The 15,386-nt window shown below is 61.1% G+C and carries 17 protein-coding genes and 1 pseudogene; 12 read left to right on the top strand and 6 right to left on the bottom strand.

From position 1 onward, the window contains the following. Positions 1-62 precede the first annotated feature (62 nt). Both JYG36_RS13445 and JYG36_RS13440 read left to right on the top strand, forming a co-directional pair. On the top strand, positions 63-971 hold the full coding sequence (locus JYG36_RS13445) for a LysR substrate-binding domain-containing protein (RefSeq protein WP_093382349.1): 909 nt from the start codon (positions 63-65) through the stop codon (positions 969-971). Continuing rightward, on the top strand, positions 964-1,323 hold the full coding sequence (locus JYG36_RS13440; RefSeq protein ID WP_093382345.1) for an MmcQ/YjbR family DNA-binding protein: 360 nt from the start codon (positions 964-966) through the stop codon (positions 1,321-1,323). Before JYG36_RS13445 ends, JYG36_RS13440 begins: the two co-directional genes overlap by 8 nt. Here JYG36_RS13440 and JYG36_RS13435 read toward each other — a convergent pair. Next, positions 1,316-1,762, bottom strand: a complete 447-nt coding sequence (locus JYG36_RS13435) for a DUF1294 domain-containing protein (protein WP_093382340.1) — start codon at positions 1,760-1,762, stop codon at positions 1,316-1,318. The two genes, JYG36_RS13440 and JYG36_RS13435, sit on opposite strands and share 8 nt — an antisense overlap. 1 nt (position 1,763) lies before the next feature. Continuing rightward, positions 1,764-2,594: an undecaprenyl-diphosphate phosphatase gene (locus JYG36_RS13430; protein WP_093382336.1), complete on the bottom strand. Its 831-nt coding sequence runs from the start codon at positions 2,592-2,594 to the stop codon at positions 1,764-1,766. A 302-nt stretch (positions 2,595-2,896) separates the two neighbouring features. On the opposite strand from JYG36_RS13430, the pseudogene JYG36_RS26835 reads away from it, so the two are divergent. From JYG36_RS26835 to JYG36_RS13415, 4 genes and pseudogenes are all read left to right on the top strand, one after another. Beyond that, a pseudogene (locus JYG36_RS26835) lies at positions 2,897-3,625 on the top strand (cache domain-containing protein); the annotation flags it as partial. 171 nt (positions 3,626-3,796) lie between these two features. After that, entirely contained in the window at positions 3,797-4,531 is a 735-nt protein-coding gene (locus JYG36_RS26830) for a methyl-accepting chemotaxis protein (protein ID WP_371128679.1), read from the top strand. 112 nt (positions 4,532-4,643) lie between these two features. Next, positions 4,644-5,210, top strand: a complete 567-nt coding sequence (gene pnuC, locus JYG36_RS13420) for a nicotinamide riboside transporter PnuC (protein WP_045198353.1) — start codon at positions 4,644-4,646, stop codon at positions 5,208-5,210. Further along, positions 5,207-5,731 carry an AAA family ATPase gene (locus tag JYG36_RS13415; protein ID WP_045198351.1) on the top strand — a complete coding sequence of 175 codons (525 nt, stop codon included), beginning with the start codon at positions 5,207-5,209 and terminating at the stop codon, positions 5,729-5,731. The genes pnuC and JYG36_RS13415 overlap by 4 nt, the downstream gene beginning before the upstream one ends. A 151-nt stretch (positions 5,732-5,882) precedes the next feature. Here the strand turns inward: JYG36_RS13415 and JYG36_RS13410 are convergent, their stop codons facing one another. Then, the gene (locus JYG36_RS13410; protein ID WP_143013277.1) at positions 5,883-6,077 is read right to left on the bottom strand and encodes a hypothetical protein; all 195 of its coding nucleotides are present in this window, start codon (positions 6,075-6,077) and stop codon (positions 5,883-5,885) included. Between JYG36_RS13410 and fapA the strand changes: the two genes are divergently transcribed. From fapA to fapF, 6 genes are all read left to right on the top strand, one after another. After that, positions 6,055-6,498: a functional amyloid chaperone FapA gene (gene fapA / locus JYG36_RS13405; protein ID WP_093382321.1), complete on the top strand. Its 444-nt coding sequence runs from the start codon at positions 6,055-6,057 to the stop codon at positions 6,496-6,498. The two genes, JYG36_RS13410 and fapA, sit on opposite strands and share 23 nt — an antisense overlap. 1 nt (position 6,499) lies before the next feature. After that, on the top strand, positions 6,500-7,072 hold the full coding sequence (fapB, locus tag JYG36_RS13400; protein ID WP_045198343.1) for a fibril amyloid subunit FapB: 573 nt from the start codon (positions 6,500-6,502) through the stop codon (positions 7,070-7,072). Between the two features lie 52 nt (positions 7,073-7,124). Beyond that, positions 7,125-8,441 (top strand): amyloid-like fimbrin subunit FapC, encoded by a 1,317-nt coding sequence (gene fapC / locus JYG36_RS13395; RefSeq protein WP_093382316.1) that lies wholly within the window; start codon positions 7,125-7,127, stop codon positions 8,439-8,441. Between the two features lie 63 nt (positions 8,442-8,504). Continuing rightward, positions 8,505-9,185, top strand: a complete 681-nt coding sequence (gene fapD, locus JYG36_RS13390) for a fibril amyloid maturation endopeptidase FapD (RefSeq protein ID WP_045198341.1) — start codon at positions 8,505-8,507, stop codon at positions 9,183-9,185. A gap of 33 nt (positions 9,186-9,218) precedes the next feature. Further along, on the top strand, positions 9,219-9,971 hold the full coding sequence (gene fapE, locus JYG36_RS13385) for a fibril amyloid subunit FapE (protein WP_045198340.1): 753 nt from the start codon (positions 9,219-9,221) through the stop codon (positions 9,969-9,971). A 46-nt stretch (positions 9,972-10,017) separates the two neighbouring features. After that, positions 10,018-11,298, top strand: coding sequence for a fibril amyloid transporter FapF (gene fapF / locus JYG36_RS13380; protein ID WP_045198339.1), 1,281 nt, complete (start codon positions 10,018-10,020; stop codon positions 11,296-11,298). Between the two features lie 59 nt (positions 11,299-11,357). Here the strand turns inward: fapF and JYG36_RS13375 are convergent, their stop codons facing one another. From JYG36_RS13375 to JYG36_RS13365, 3 genes are all read right to left on the bottom strand, one after another. Next, positions 11,358-12,683: a sigma-54 dependent transcriptional regulator gene (locus JYG36_RS13375; RefSeq protein ID WP_045198338.1), complete on the bottom strand. Its 1,326-nt coding sequence runs from the start codon at positions 12,681-12,683 to the stop codon at positions 11,358-11,360. Positions 12,684-12,917: 234 nt separating this feature from the next. Further along, positions 12,918-13,265 carry a chitin binding peritrophin-A domain-containing protein gene (locus JYG36_RS26825; RefSeq protein WP_213601040.1) on the bottom strand — a complete coding sequence of 116 codons (348 nt, stop codon included), beginning with the start codon at positions 13,263-13,265 and terminating at the stop codon, positions 12,918-12,920. Positions 13,266-13,315: 50 nt separating this feature from the next. After that, positions 13,316-15,265: an Ig-like domain-containing protein gene (locus tag JYG36_RS13365; RefSeq protein ID WP_213601038.1), complete on the bottom strand. Its 1,950-nt coding sequence runs from the start codon at positions 15,263-15,265 to the stop codon at positions 13,316-13,318. Between the last annotated feature and the right edge of the window lie 121 nt (positions 15,266-15,386).

Here is a 15,386-nt window from a genome sequence, read left to right as displayed (position 1 = left end):
ATAGCTGATAAGTCAGCAAAAATGCGTTAGTTTGTCCTACTGGCAGGACAATGGTGACGCACATGCAAGACCTCAATGATCTGTTCTATTTCGCCCGGGTGGTCGAAGCTGGTGGTTTTGCCGCCGCTGGCCGTGTGCTCGGGATTCCCAAATCACGCCTGTCGCGACGTATCGCCGAACTCGAAGAGCGCCTGGGCACGCGCCTGCTGCAACGCACCACACGCCAGTTGAAGCTGACGGCCGTGGGTGAACGTTATTTGCGCCACTGCCAGGCCATGCTGCTGGAGGCGGAAATGGCCGACGAAGCGGTGGCGAGCATGACCAGCGAACCGCGCGGGCGCTTGCGGGTGTCGTGCCCGGTGGGCCTGGCCCATGAATTTTTACCGAACGTGATCAGCCGCTTCCTGCAGCAATACCCGCAGGTGCAACTGGACATGATCCTCCTCAACCGTCGCGTCGACCTGATCACCGAAGGTGTCGACGTTGCCCTGCGAGTGCGCGACCTGGGCGATGAAGACCCGGCGCTGGTCACCCGGCGCCTGCGTCAGGCGCAGATGCTGCTGGTGGCCGCCCCGCAGTTTGCCGCCGCGCAGGCGCTCGACCACCCGCAAGACCTGGCCAGCCTGCCGGTACTCGGTGCGGTGGATGCCGACCGCCTGGTGCATCTGCGCCTGCTCGATGGCCAGGGCCACAAGCACGAACTGGCCCTGGAGGCACGCCTGGCGATCGACGACTTTGTCGTGCGCAAAGCCGCCGCTGTCGCCGGCCTTGGCTTTACCACGCTGCCGATCATGCACTGCGAAGAAGAACTCGAACGTGGCGAGCTGGTGCGCCTGCTGCCAGACTGGTCGCTGCCCGGCGGTTATCTGCAGGCGGTCTACCCCCATCGGCGCGGGCTGCTGCCGGCGGTGCGGGTATGGATCGATCACCTGGTCGCGGAATTTGCCCAATGCGGGGAGCGTTATGTCTGACAAGAAAATCAGCGAAGAGCAGGTCGCAGCGTTCTGCCTGAGCCTGCCGGGTGCGCGCGAAGACTACAAATGGGGCGGTATCCGGGTGTTCTCGGTGGCCGGCAACAAGATGTTTGCCGTGCTTGACCTGGGCGGCGCCGGGTTGTCGTTCAAGGTCGATAGCGAGCTGTTTCTCGGCTACGTCGACCGCCCCGGCGTGCGCCCGGCGCCCTACCTTGCGCGGGCGCACTGGGTCAGCATGGCACCGCCCTACCCCATGGGCCGCGCCGAGCTGACCGAACTGCTGCAACGCTCCCATCAACTGGTGGTCCGGCGCCTGCCCAAGCGCCTGCAGCCAGGCTTGCTTATCTGAGGATTGGCGCCAGGGCAGCGCCAAGCCAGCGGCCGCCGAGCAGCAGGTGGTCGATCCAGAACAACTGATGCACGCCGACAATGGCCCAGAAACTGAGCTGAAACGACAGTTTGCGGGTCTTGTGCCGAAAGCGTTGCTGGGCCAGCAAGGCGCCCGGCCAGCCGCCGCACAGCTCACTGGCGTGGAGGACTTTCTCTGGCGTGCGCCAGGCCTGATTGCGGGCCTGCTGCTTGTCGCGCCAATACAGCACGAAACTCACCAGGCTGGCCAACGGGTAGGCCACGGCCGGTAGCCAGGATTGCCCGCTCAAAAGCATCTGCAAAGCGCCGCCCACCGGCAGCAGGCACAAGCCGACAAAGGCCAGCAATTTGCTGCGGGGGTTTTGCAGGGCGCCGCTGGTTTGGGCTGCGCGGCGTGGCTGGCTTGGGCTACGGCTCATCTCAACCGTGCGCCGTGGTCCAGTCAACCCAGCCGAACAACCAGGTGCCGAGGATGATCAAACCGAACACGATACGGTACCAGGCAAAGGCCGCGTAACTGTGGTTGGCGATGAACTTGAGCAGGCCGCGTACCGCGATCATGGCGAAGATGAACGAGACCACAAAGCCGATGGCAAATACCGGGAAGTCGTCTGGCTGGAACAGATCGCGGTACTTGTAGCCCGAATACACCGCCGCACCGACCATGGTCGGCATGGCCAGGAAGAACGAGAACTCGGTGGCTGCTTTGCGCGACAGGCCGAACAGCAGGCCGCCAATGATGGTCGAGCCGGAGCGCGAAGTACCCGGGATCATCGCCAGGCACTGAGCGCAACCAATCTTCAGGGCGTCGGACCAGCGCATGTCGTCGACCTGGTCAACGCGGATCACATGCTCGCGGCGCTCGGCCCAGAGCATGATCACGCCACCAACCACCAGGGCGGCGGCCACGGTGATGGGGTTGAACAGGTACTCATGGATCAGGTCGGCAAACAGCACCCCCAGCACCACCGCCGGCATGAAGGCGATCAGCAGATTGACCGTAAAGCGCTGGGCCTCACGCTGACGCGGCAGCCCCACCACCACCTCGAAGATCTTGCGGCGAAATTCCCAGACCACCGCCAGGATCGCGCCCAGCTGGATGATGATGTTGAAGGCCATGGCCCGCTCACCACCGAAATTGATCAGGTCGGCCACGACAATCTGGTGGCCGGTACTGGAGATCGGCAAGAACTCCGTCAAGCCTTCGACAATACCTAGAATGACAGCCTGCAGGCCGGTCCAAAGATCCATGCTTCCCCCGTGGGGCAATGCCTGTGGCATGCCCCTTTATAGTCTTTTAGTTGCCAATGGCTGTTCAGCGCCTGGCCGTTTTACAGCGACAGTTGGTCGCAAAGCCAGCAGAAAAGTTCACGCGGCCTTCAGGTTTATCCCGTCGAGGCCGAAATCCTATCAGACCTCTCGGATAAACGCTGCTGGGACGACGCAACAGACCTCAACGAATCAAGCACTTAGTCCTTGGTCGAGTAGGTGGCGGGAGGCAAAGCATGCTTGGATGTGGGCAACAATAAAAAAGAACTCGAGGTAAGCATTCCATGAAGACTCTTCGCAGTATGTCGATCAGCCGGCGTTTGTGGCTGATCCTGGTAGTGGCAGTGGTGATGCTGGTAACCCTCGGTTTGCTGATGCTGCGCCAGATTCATGGCGACCTGTACCAGGCCAAGGCGGAAAAAACCCGCCATGTGGTAGAAACCGCCGCTGGCGTGCTGGCGTATTACCAAGGGCTGGAAGCAGCCGGCACATTGAGCCGCGACGCGGCCCAGCAACAGGCCCTGAGCGCGGTGCGCGGCCTGCGTTACGATCAGAATGACTATTTCTGGATCAACGACCTGGGGCCGAAGATGATCATGCATCCGACCAACCCCAAGCTCGACGGCCAGGACCTTTCGGCAATCCGCGACCCGGACGGCTTTGCCCTGTTCAACGAAATGGCCGCCCTGGCCAAGGCCAAGGGCGCCGGCAGCATCGACTACCGCTGGCCCAAGCCCGGCGCCAGCGAGCCGGTGAAAAAGACCTCCTACGTGCAGCTGTTCAAGCCCTGGGGTTGGGTGATCGGTTCGGGCGTTTACATCGATGACATGCAGGACGAGTTTTTGCGCCAGTTGCGCGATGCCTCGATCCTCGGCCTGGGCATCGCCCTGGTCATGACCCTGCTGGTGGTGCTGATTGCCCGCAGTATCGCCCGGCCGCTGCAGGAAGCTGTCGATGCCATGGCCACCATTGCCAGTGGCGAGAGCGACCTGACCCGGCGCCTGGATACCCACGGCAACGATGAAGTCACCCAGCTGGGCATCCACTTCAACAGCTTTACCGGTAAGTTGCAGGGCGTGATCAGCCAGTTGCAGGGCGCGGTGCATGCCCTGGCGCAATCGGCCAGCGATGTGGGCAACAACGCCGGCCAGGCCCAGCAGCGCAGCGAGCAGCAATCCCAGCAAATGGAGCAGGTGGCCACGGCCATCAACGAAGTGACCTACGCCGTGCAGGATGTGGCGAAGAATGCCGAACAGGCGTCCAGCGAAATGCATGACGCCCAGTTGCGCGCCGAACAGGGGCAACACAGCATCCACGGCAGCCTGCAGCGCATCGACCAACTATCGACGACCATCGATGAAGCGGTGCAGGTGATCCGCGCCCTGGCCGGTCAGAGCACGCGCATCGGCAGCGTACTGGAAGTGATCCGCTCGATTGCCGAACAGACCAACCTGCTGGCCTTGAACGCCGCCATCGAAGCGGCGCGGGCCGGTGAACAGGGCCGCGGTTTTGCCGTGGTGGCCGACGAAGTGCGCCTGCTGGCCCAGCGCACCCAACAGTCCACCGCCGAAATCCAGAGCATGATCGAACACCTGCAAGGCCAGTCCGAGGCGGCCGTGAAAGCCATCGACGCCAGCAGCGAAGCCTCGCGCCAGACCGTCGAACAAGCCAGCGAAGCCGGAGTCAGCCTGGACGCCATCAGCCAGGCGCTGCACAACCTGACCGCGCTCAATGCCTCGATTGCCAGCGCTACCCTGCAGCAGTCCCATGTGGTCGAGGAGATCAACCGCAACGTTACCGAGACGGCCGACCTGTCGCGTCAGACGGCAACGGCCGCACAGCAGTCGAGCAGTGCCGGCGTGGCCTTGAACCGCCTGAGCGAGCAGCTGGATCGAACCCTCAGTCAGTTCCGGGTCTGACGGTTGGGCCCCGGGGAGCGTACCTGCGGCTACTTCGCCAGCGCACTAGTGGCGCTTGGCGTGCCACAAGGTACAATCCCCGCCCTACCCTCGAACCCTCCAAGGAACGCCGATGTCCGGCCTCGAACTGTTCGCCGCCGTGCTCGGCGTTATCGCCGTGTGGCTCACGACCAAACAGAACCCCTGGTGCTGGCCGATCGGCCTGGTGATGGTGTTGCTGTACACCTGGGTCTTCTATGACGTGAAGCTGTATTCGGACATGCTCCTGCAACTGGTGTATGCCGTGCTGCAACTTTATGGCTGGTGGCAATGGACGCGGCCGGGCAGCACGCGCGAAGCTCGCCAGGTCAGCCTGTTGCCGGCGCATTCGGTTGCCTTTGGCCTGGGCATTGGCTTGCTCGGCAGCCTCGGCCTGGGCGCGGCCATGGCCACCTGGACAGACGCCGCCCACCCCTGGCTGGACGCCGCGCTGACCGGTTTCAGCCTGGTGGCGCAATGGTGGATGGCGCAAAAGCGCCTGCAGTGCTGGCCGCTGTGGGTGGTGCTTGATGTTATTTTCGTCGGCCTGTTCCTGTCCAAGGCCATGTACCTGACCGCCGCGCTCTATGCCCTGTTCACCTTGATCGCGGTACAGGGCTGGCGCGACTGGCGACGCGATCCGGCGTTGACCTACGCATGAAGGTAGTGGTACTCACCGGCCCTGAATCCAGCGGTAAAAGCTGGCTCAGCGCCGAAATCCAGGCGCACTTCGGTGGCGAACGGGTGGGCGAGTACGTGCGCCACTTCATTGACGAGCAGGCGCGTGACACCTGCTATGCCGACATCCCGGCCATTGCCCGCGGGCAGTTGGCCTGGGAAGACGCCGCACGAGCGCGGCAACCGGCGCTGCTGATCCTCGACACCCACCTGCTGAGCAACATGCTCTGGAGCCGCACGCTGTTCGGCGATTGCCCGGCGTGGCTGGAACAGGCGCTGCTGGCCCGTCACTACGACCTGCACTTGCTGCTCAGCCCCGAGGCCGTTGCCTGGCACGACGATGGCCAGCGTTGCCAGCCGCTGCTGGCCGAACGTATGGCGTTTTTCAATGCCACGGGCGAGTGGCTGGCGCAGCACCAGCAAGCGTTCCAGGTCGTGCAAGGCGACTGGGCGCAGCGCCGGCGCGCAGCCTTTGCCGCAGTTGCGCAGTTGCTCAAGACCTGAGCAGCTGCGCGCTGCACAGTGTCCATTCCTGAAACACTCTCACCTGCGCAAAGCCGCGAGCTAAAGCGGCCAGCCCGTGCCCGGAGAAAAGTGTTAAGCCGCTGAAACAATCCCCGGGCATGCCTGTTGCCGGGCCGTGGCGCCCGCAGTATCAGGTGCTGAACAGCGCCGGTGTCTCAGCGGCGTTACAACATTTTTTTGACCCTGGCCAAGCATAAAACCAAGCCATTGTTTTCGCTTGATAAATAAAAACCGGCACACCTTCTGCTCTCTTCTTCGCAACGCTGAACAGGGCCAGCGCACCATAAGAAGGAATTGCCATCGTGGGAAAGATTGATAAAGGCATCTACCGCCTCCTGCTGCTTGCCTGTGCAGTGAGTTCAAGCCTGAGCTTGAGCCTGCCGGCCCAGGCCGAGAACGGCATCGTCGTCATCACCCGCGATGTGCAGCCGCGCAACGCCATGCGCCCACCGCTGGCGCCCGACCCTTATCCGACCACGGTCAACACCAACCCGTCGGCGCAGATCCTCAAGCAAACCAACGAGCTGAGCGACGGCGATTTTGCCTCGATCACCAGCGGCTCGGGAATCGGCGCCATGGTCACCCAGCAGACCAATAACCTGGGCAGCAACATCAATAACCAGACGCAACTGCCGAACCTGGCCGGTGGACGTTCCGGCAACTCCGGCAACGGCATCTCCAACATGGTCAATTCCAGCGTGCAGAAAGGCCTCGCGCCCCTGCAGATCCTCACCGGAGGCAAGTGAGATGAAGCACTCGTTGCTGATTCTGGCCATGTTCTGCAGTGTACCGGCCTTCGCCCAGCCCCCCGTCGTCAATAACGCCAACATCGACAATTCCGGTGCCCAGTACCAGGGCAACCTCACGGTCAACCAGGCTGCCGGCGATCAGCAGCAACAGGCCAACGCCCGGGCCATCGCGGTGGGCCATGGCGCCAGCGCCAGCACCCAGATCCGCCAGCGCCTGCGCACGACAGTAGACCCAAGCATCGATGCCCAGTCGAACATCCAGGGCAACTCTTTCAGCCACGGCAGCGGCGCCCTGGGCGTCAACCAGAGTGCCGGGGCCAGCAACCAGCAAGCCAACGCCATGCGGATCAGCATCAGTTCCGGTCCGCAAAGTATCGACGACAGCGTCCTCATGCAACAGAACGTGGCGCTGCTCAACAACTCCGACTCAGCTGACTCCGCACCCGGCTTTCGCCAGGTCACTACCAGTGACCAGGCCTTCACCGGTAGCCGTGGGGTGATTCAGCTGAATCAGAGTGCCGGGGTGGGAAACCGAACGGCCAACACCCTGAGCATCCGGGTCGCGGACTGACCCAAATAGTTAGGAACAACACTTAACCTAAAATAAAGTACGGAGAATCACCATGAAACCTTCGATGGCACTCAAGCCTCTGGTTTTCGCAATTGCTGCGGTCATGGCTGTTGCTGTACAAGCTGGGCAGAACGAACCACGTGGCCATGGCCATAACGGTCATCACAACAATGGCCACCACACCCCTCCTCCTCCCACCAAAATCTCGATCAACGCGACCGCCAACGCGTGGGACAAGCAAAGCAGCACCAACAACCGCATCCGCAACGAAGGCACTGTGAACGAAGCCGAAATGAGCAGCTCGGCCACCGGCACCAGCGGTAACGTCGGCGTCAACGTGGCTGCCGGTGCCGGCAACCAGCAAGACAACGCCGCCGCCATCGCCAACGCCGCCACCGACAACTCGGAAATCGACAACACCTTCGTGTTCGGCAACGCAACGGCGACCGCCAAGGTCTCGCAATACAGCAACAACAACCGGGTCGACAACTACGGCAGCACCAACTCGGCGGTCATGGGCGGTTCGGGCAACAACGGCAGCGGCAACATGGGCATCAACATTGCCGGTGGCGACCTGAACCAACAGAAAAACACCATGGCAATTGCCAATACCAACGCTGCACTGGGTAACGCAACCGCCACCGCCTCCGCCGAGCAAAGCGGCCCTGGCCTGACCGTCAACAACAACGCTGACCGTACCTATCGTGTCGATACCCTGACGGTGACCAAAACCGCCAGTGGCAGCGCTTCCTACGACAAGTCCATGGAAGCCAGCGGCAGCAAGAGCAACTCTTCGAGCTTCGAGCTCGCCGGCGCCAACAGCTTCAATGCCAGCGGCTCGCACAACTCCGAAGCTAGCGGTTCTAAAAACCATGAAGCCAGCGGCTCGAGCAGTGCTTCTCTGACCGCTTCGCTGGATGCATCGGTTGAAGCCAGCAGAAACTCGTCCTATGACTATGGCCGTCATCACAGCGGCAGCAGCTCGCAGTCGGCCGATGCTTCGCTGACTGCCTCGCTGGATGTTGATATCGACAAGTCGTGGAACAAAGAGTCCAGCTCTTCGTACGATAAGTCCAAGAGCTCTTCGTTCGAAAAAGCCTTCGATTCTTCGTTCGAAAAATCGGGCAGCAAATCCTCCGAGTCTGAGTACAACAAAGCGAAAAGCTACAGTGAAAGCAGCTCTTATGATTTGAGCAATACTTTCTCTTATCAAGTGCTGACTCCAACCGGCTGGGCCAACCCTGTAACCAACACTGCAACCCTGAGCGGTTCGGTGAACGGCGGCAGCGGCAACCTGGGCGTCAACGTAGCAGCCGGTGTGGGCAACCAGCAAAGCAACTCGCTGGCCATCTCCAACACCTCGATGTAAATGCTGTGATCTGGAGGCCCCCTTCGGGGGGCCTTTTTCAACACCATCAGGGGGGCGTCGGACATGCGCGTTATCGCCTTGGCATTTTTGCTCTGCCTGAGCAGCATCAGCGAAGCGGCGCAATTGCCGCTTTCGGTATTACCGGGTGGTGCGGTGGTGTTCAAGCCCATCCAGAGCGTGCGTGAACGCAAATTCGCCGACCTGGTGCAACAGAAAACCGATTTCAGCTGTGGCGCCGCGGCATTGGCGACCATCTTGCGCCAGGCCTACTGGCTGGACGTCAGCGAAGAACAGATCATCGAAGGCATGCTCGCCCACTCCGACCATGATGTGGTGCGGGTCCAGGGCTTTTCCATGCTCGACATGAAGCGCTACGTCGAAAGCCTCGGGATGCGCGCCCGCGGTTACCGGGTACAACTGGACGCCTTGCAGAGCGTGCGCATTCCGGTGGTGGTGCTGATGGACGTGCGCGGCTACAAGCACTTCGTGGTCATGCAGAAAGTCCACAACGGCTGGGTGTACATCGGCGACCCGGTGCTCGGCCATAAACGCTACAAGATCGAAGACTTCGTCAAAGGCTGGAACGGCATTCTCTTCGCCGTCATCGGCCGGGGCTACGACAAGGCCAACGCCTTGCTCGACCCACCACTGCCGCTCACGGCCAAGAACCGCATCAATACCTTCACCCCGGTGCAAGACGCTGAGTTGATGGATTTCGGCTTCATCCAAAGCGACTTCTTCTAATGACAAGGGAGCATGAGGCTCCGGGAGCATCCCATGAAGACTTCTATCTGGCTCGCCGTGCTTTGCCTGGCCGCCAGCCTGCCAACCCAGGCCCAGACGCTCAAGCCCATTGAACTGAAGGATCAGGAACTGGCCAACCTGCGCGGCCGCTTTGTCATGCCCGGGCGGATCATCAGCTTTGGCATTGTCATGAGCAGCACCTGGCAAAACGCCAATGGCGAAGTGATTGGCGCCAGGTCTTCGATGCAAATCCAGCAAACGACGATCAAGCCGCAGTTCTACGTGTCGATGATCGACGAAAAAGGCAGCGGCGCGGCGCGCTCGCAGAGTGTCGGCAGCGGTAGCGTCACCGGTGGCAGTGGCCTCAACAGCACCGAGGGCGTGACCCAGGTGGTGCGCGCCGCCGGCGACAACAACAGCGCCTACAACAACGTCGATATCAACGTCACCAAGGCCAACCAGGCGCCCGCAGCAGCCACGCAGCCACAGGGCGAGGCCCTGGCCGCAGGTTCCACCCTGGTCGGCGCCAACGGCGCGGGTTCGCTGAGTGTGTCCTCAACCGGCAGCGGCGTGCAATTCAACATCATCGCCAACAACAACCAGGGCAGCACCGTGCAGCGCCTGGCCCAGGGTGGGCTGATGCAGAACACCACCTTGCTCGGCGCTGGCAACAAGGTCAGCAACCTCACCTCCCTGAACGTCGTGCTGCGTGACAACGTGCCGAGCGCCGGGGCGCTGAACGGTAACCTGGACCAGCTCAAAGGCCTTCGCACTCTCGGTTTCTGATCTACGCTCTGTCTCATCACTTGTAGTCAGAAGGGACGGCTAACCCATGCACCGATCGTTAACCTTCAGAGCTATTGTCTGTTTGAGTAGCCTGACCCCGGCCACATTGCTCTACGCAGCAGCCGACCCCCAGGTCGAAGCACTAAAACAAGAACTCATGGAGTTGAAACAACGCTACGAAGCCCAGCAGAACGCGTTGATGGTCCTTGAACAGCGCGTTCGCCAGGTCGAAACAGCACCGGCAGCACCCGCGCCCAGACGCCTGACCAAATCCCCCGCCGAAACCGTCAAGGGCGGCCAGACCGTGGCCACCGGTGCGCCGGGAACCACCGGCAGCTCTTATGGGCAGTCGCTCAAAGACGACTCGGAACCGGCGCAAAGCGTTTCCAACCTGTATGACGAAGCCAGCGGCTTTTTTGGTGGCGGCAGGTTCAGCGTCGAAACCGGCCTGACCTACACCCACTACGACACCCGCGCCCTGGTCCTCAACGGTTTTCTGGCGCTGGACTCGATCTTCCTCGGCAACATCAACCTCGACCGCATCAAGGCCGACAACTGGACCCTGGACCTGACCGCCCGCTACAACCTCGATCAGCGTTGGCAGTTCGATATCAACGTCCCGGTGATCTACCGTGAATCCACCTATTCCTCCGGCGGTGCCGGCGGTGCCGGCCCGGTTACTTCCGATGCGACCGTCAGGCGCGATCCAACCATTGGCGATGTCAACGTCGGCATTGCCTACAAGTTCCTCGATGAGTCGGAAAACTGGCCCGACGCGGTCGCCACCCTGCGGGTCAAGGCCCCCACCGGCAAAGACCCCTACGGCATCAAGCTGGTCAACGACCCGACCAACGACAACCTCTCGGTGCCTGAGAGCCTGCCCACCGGCAACGGCGTCTGGGCGATTACACCGGGTATCTCGCTGGTCAAGACCTTCGACCCGGCGGTGCTGTTCGGCAGCCTGTCGTATACCTACAACATGCAGGACTCGTTCAGCGACATCAGCCCGACGATCAACACCAAGGTCGCAGGTGACGTGAAACTGGGCGACTCCTGGCAGATTGGCGCCGGTATCGCCTTTGCCCTTAACGAGAAGATGAGTATGTCGTTCTCGTTCACTGACCAGTTTGCCAGCAAGAGCAAGATCAAACCCGATGGCGGTGACTGGCAATCGGTGCCCAGCAGCGACTACAACGCGGCCAACTTCAACATCGGCATGACCCTGGCCGCCACCGACAACCTGACCATCGTCCCCAACCTGTCCATTGGACTGACCGACGACTCGCCGGATTTCTCCTTCAGTCTGAAATTCCCTTACTACTTCTAAGGTTCACAGCCATGAAAAAGCCCGCTTCAGCGGGCTTTTTCATGCGCATTGGTCACGACTCAACGAATCTGATGCTTGTGCAGCAGCCGGTAAAAGGTCGGCCGGGAAACCCCCAGCACCTTGGCTGCGATGCTCAGGTTGTCGCTGTGGCGGTTGAGCACGTCGCACAAGGCCTGGCGCTCGGCCCGGTGCTTGTAGTCTTCAAGGGTGCCCATGCTCGGGGCGAACTCGTGCTGGCCCAGCAAGCCCAGATCCTGTGCCTCGATCTGCCGGCCTTCGGCCAGAACCAGGCCGCGGCGCACGCGGTTGGCCAGCTCACGGACGTTGCCGGGCCAGTCGTGCTTGCCCATGGCCACCAGGGCGTCTTCGCTGAAGGAGCGGGGCCGGCGGCCGGTTTCCAGGCTGTAGAAGTGCGAGAAATGACTGGCCAGCATCGACAGGTCACCATGGCGATCGCGCAGCGGCGCGGTGACCACCTGCAGGACATTCAGGCGGTAATACAGGTCTTCGCGAAAGCGCCCGCTGTCGATGGCTTTTTCCAGGTCGACGTGGGTCGCTGCCAGTACCCGCACATCGACGGCTATCGGCTGGCTGCCGCCGACCCGCTCGATGTGTTTTTCCTGCAAAAAGCGCAGCAGATTGGCCTGCAGCTCCAGCGGCAGGTCACCAATTTCATCGAGAAACAGCGTGCCACCGTGGGCGGCTTCGATACGGCCGATCTTGCGTTGATGGGCGCCGGTGAAGGCGCCTTTCTCGTGGCCGAACAACTCGGACTGGATCAGGTGCTCGGGGATGGCGCCGCAGTTGATCGGCACGAAGGGTTTGTCACGGCGCTGAGACTGGCGATGCAAGGTGCGCGCCACCAGCTCCTTGCCGGTGCCGCTCTCGCCGCGAATCAGCACCGGCGACTCGGTGGGCGCCAGCTTGCTCAGCAGCTTGCGCAGTTCGCGAATCGGCCGGCTGTCACCGAGCAGTTCGTGCTCCGGTTCATCGACATGCACATAGCCCTTGCCGCGCAGGCGCGCCATGCCGAACGCGCGGCCAAGGGTGACCTGTACCCGCGAGACATCAAAGGGCAAGGTATGAAAGTCAAAAAACCATTCGCAGACAAAATCACCGACATTCTGCGCCCGCAGCTCCTGCGGACTGAGTACGGCGATCCATTCGGTATTGCTGCGGCTGATCAAATCCTTGACCGCATCCGGGTGCTGCAGGTGCGAAGCCTGCAAACGCAGCAGCCCGACGTCGCAGGGATGTTCCAGGGCCGAGTTCAAGGTGCAGCTGTGTACATCCCAGCCCACACTGCGCAAGCCAGGCAATAGACGATGGCAGTCATCGCAAGGATCGACGATCAGCAGGCGGCGGTTGGATGCAGGCTCTAGCATGACCTATTCCTTGGCGCCAATAGTTGGAATTTTAAATAGAAACAGTGTGTTGGCAGGCCCGTTTTAACAGTAGCAACGATGCGTCAATCGCCCACTACCGTCTGTCTGCTGGAAGGGAGTATTTGTCGAGCATTTGCGGTCAAAGGCGGCGCCGCAACGAGCTGGATACCGGGTGGGTATCACTGCGGCTACCCATAAATTTTGCTGACGCTAGAACGCCTGGATCCTCAGTATTCAGCGTACCAGCTGGCGGCGTTCGGGCAAGCCCGGGTCGAGCTGGCCGGTGGCGGGTTGAGCGGCACTCGGGCAACTGCTGGCCGCCACGCATCGCTGGGCCGACGGGGAATAGAAGCTGCCGGCCGGGCAGCTGTAGTCAAAGCGATGCCACCGCCCACCTGTTAGCACACACCTGAAATAGCGCGTGCAATCGCTGGGGTCTGGATGATAACCCGCCCCGACCGCCGCACAATTCACCTGAACCTCTTCGTTGCTGACGCCCCCGGATGAGCTGCAGCCTGCTAACAAGATGAACGCTGATGCGACTACCAGACGCCCCAAGGTACGACGTGAACGGTATGACATGATGCACCTCTTTGCTCGGTGGAGAATCGTTTTAATGTCCCATACCAGATTCAGTCAGCGGGCCTTGTGCTTGTCAGAAACCAACCGCCCGCATTGATAGAGCGGGAATTACAGCGAAAGGTATTAGCCGAGCCCACTTCATAGACGCGCTCGGCTCCGGGGCATTGACCGTTGGTAAACATGAAGAAGTAGCGCCGCATCAGCGATGGAAACGGCTGCGCATAGTGGCCCAGCAACAACGCTTCATCACTCGCCTGCACCGGGCTGCCGCCCCGACTCTGCATCAATTGCAAGCCGGTCGCATAGGACGTGGAGAGCTCGTCGACATTGAGCCAGCGTATGTTCGACACCTGCACCGTGTAGGCAACGCTGCGCTGGTTAGCATCGCGAACCGTGATGGTGGTTGTCCCGTTGCCCATGCCGGTGACTTTCCCCTGTTGATCCACAGCGGCTATCTCGGGGTTACCGGCGACATAGGTATACGGCGGTTGGCCACCCGTAGGCTGGCGCTGCGAAGTGTTGCCAGAAAAGTCCCTGGTCTGTTGCCAGTTTTTCGTCACCCGGACTGCCGGACCATTCAACACCAGGAGCTCTGGGGCAATGCTAAGACCCGTACGCAGCGTCAGGCGGAGCAAGGGGAAGGTAACCGCGTCGGCTTCTTGTTGCGTGCGCGCGAAGCTGACTTTGAATTCCACCCGTAGTTCGGAGTTATCCCGCAGAAGCACCAGACGGTTGCGCGCGATCGCCCTGCTCAGGCCATTTGCGGCTTCGCCTTCATTCACCTCGGCGGCGCTGCCCAACTCGATGACATCGGCATCACCGTTGAGCTTGGTGCCATGACAACGCAGCCACACGCGTTGCCCTGCGTGGGCGAAACTCCACCGCATTATCGATACCAGGGGATTGTCGGTTACTCGATCAAGGTCCAGTGTCGTTCCAATCACACCGGCGACGGCGGGCTGCGCCAGCCCTGCCAGGGGCCGTATGCCCAGACTCAACAGCGGCGACCGCTGTGCCCCGCCGCCCACGCGCTCGACGTCATAGCGGACCTGTACCGTGCGCAAGCTGGGCCCGATGTTTGCGCCCACAAGCTCAGGGGCAAGGGTAAATTCGACTTCACCGCGAGGATCTCCCCTGAGCGGTTCGCTAATGGTCGATCCAATGGCCGAGCCGGTCCAGTTCAAGGTAATGTTTTCCTGCACGGTCATGTGCGGGTAACCAACCTTGATGTTTACCCCGGATAACGCTTGCAAAGGATCAAGCTGTCCCGCCGTGGCCTGAGTAACGCAGGGCTGCTGCAGTTCCAGGGTCTGGAGCCTGATCCATAACGACAGTAACTGCGAGTGCCGGGTCCGTACACCTGGCTCCACCACCCAGTATCGGAACAAGATATTTTGGCCGATGGTCGGAATAATGAATTCGACAGGCAGGTCAAAGGTCAGGTCCGTTAAGGCGGTCACCTCCTTGTCCCTCAGATAGCTGCCCCCGCCACCTGTTCGAAGGCACTCCAGATAAACCCTTTGTCCAACTAACATGCCATCGTAGACAACCACGCGCACAGTAGCGGTTGTCAGACCGATTGGATCCAGCCTGCCCTCCTTGGCTTCGTCTACCAAAGGGGGAGACAGCACCAGGTCTGTGCGCCCGACTTCCAGATCCAGCTGGTCAGATTCGTGCCAGTCGGTTTCAAAATCAAATACACGATACCGCACCATCAATAGGCCCTTGTTGAGCGGGGCGATATGTTCGGCCAGCACGAGGAAATCGATAGGCTCTCCCACCCTGTCGGCGTCAACGATCCGATCCTCGGTATGCAAATAGTGCTGATTGTTTTCCCGCCGCCCATCCCAGATCATTCGCACCAGCTGGTTGGCGGCCATTTGCGCATACACCGGGATTTGTACCGTCGCACGCTCAAGGGTATCGACGAGGTTGTTGCCAACGGCTTCAAGTACGACCGGCGCCGGCAAAAGTTGCTGGGTTACTACACCTTGGCGCATCCCATCCTCCCGTCATTGGCGCATAAGCGCTGTGGCTGGCCCTATTCAACGCCGCTCCTGACATGGCCGCTACTGACAAAAATGCCAGGTGCCCCGTCATCAACCGATGAGCGGTATTCAA

Origin of the sequence: Pseudomonas sp. SORT22 (genome assembly GCF_018417635.1) — a bacterium.
Taxonomy (GTDB): domain Bacteria; phylum Pseudomonadota; class Gammaproteobacteria; order Pseudomonadales; family Pseudomonadaceae; genus Aquipseudomonas.
This window is presented reverse-complemented; position numbering and strand designations above follow the sequence as displayed.

Bases quoted from the DNA above. Each gene is read 5' to 3' on its own strand.
- JYG36_RS13445 (WP_093382349.1), top strand. From the start codon at position 63: ATGCAAGACCTCAATGATCTGTTCTATTTCGCCCGGGTGGTCGAAGCT.
- JYG36_RS13440 (WP_093382345.1), top strand. From the start codon at position 964: ATGTCTGACAAGAAAATCAGCGAAGAGCAGGTCGCAGCGTTCTGCCTG.
- JYG36_RS13435 (WP_093382340.1), bottom strand. From the start codon at position 1,762: ATGAGCCGTAGCCCAAGCCAGCCACGCCGCGCAGCCCAAACCAGCGGC.
- JYG36_RS13430 (WP_093382336.1), bottom strand. From the start codon at position 2,594: ATGGATCTTTGGACCGGCCTGCAGGCTGTCATTCTAGGTATTGTCGAA.
- JYG36_RS26830 (WP_371128679.1), top strand. From the start codon at position 3,797: ATGGAGCAGGTGGCCACGGCCATCAACGAAGTGACCTACGCCGTGCAG.
- pnuC (WP_045198353.1), top strand. From the start codon at position 4,644: ATGTCCGGCCTCGAACTGTTCGCCGCCGTGCTCGGCGTTATCGCCGTG.
- JYG36_RS13415 (WP_045198351.1), top strand. From the start codon at position 5,207: ATGAAGGTAGTGGTACTCACCGGCCCTGAATCCAGCGGTAAAAGCTGG.
- JYG36_RS13410 (WP_143013277.1), bottom strand. From the start codon at position 6,077: ATGCCTTTATCAATCTTTCCCACGATGGCAATTCCTTCTTATGGTGCG.
- fapB (WP_045198343.1), top strand. From the start codon at position 6,500: ATGAAGCACTCGTTGCTGATTCTGGCCATGTTCTGCAGTGTACCGGCC.
- fapC (WP_093382316.1), top strand. From the start codon at position 7,125: ATGAAACCTTCGATGGCACTCAAGCCTCTGGTTTTCGCAATTGCTGCG.
- fapD (WP_045198341.1), top strand. From the start codon at position 8,505: ATGCGCGTTATCGCCTTGGCATTTTTGCTCTGCCTGAGCAGCATCAGC.
- fapE (WP_045198340.1), top strand. From the start codon at position 9,219: ATGAAGACTTCTATCTGGCTCGCCGTGCTTTGCCTGGCCGCCAGCCTG.
- fapF (WP_045198339.1), top strand. From the start codon at position 10,018: ATGCACCGATCGTTAACCTTCAGAGCTATTGTCTGTTTGAGTAGCCTG.
- JYG36_RS13375 (WP_045198338.1), bottom strand. From the start codon at position 12,683: ATGCTAGAGCCTGCATCCAACCGCCGCCTGCTGATCGTCGATCCTTGC.
- JYG36_RS26825 (WP_213601040.1), bottom strand. From the start codon at position 13,265: ATGTCATACCGTTCACGTCGTACCTTGGGGCGTCTGGTAGTCGCATCA.
- JYG36_RS13365 (WP_213601038.1), bottom strand. From the start codon at position 15,265: ATGCGCCAAGGTGTAGTAACCCAGCAACTTTTGCCGGCGCCGGTCGTA.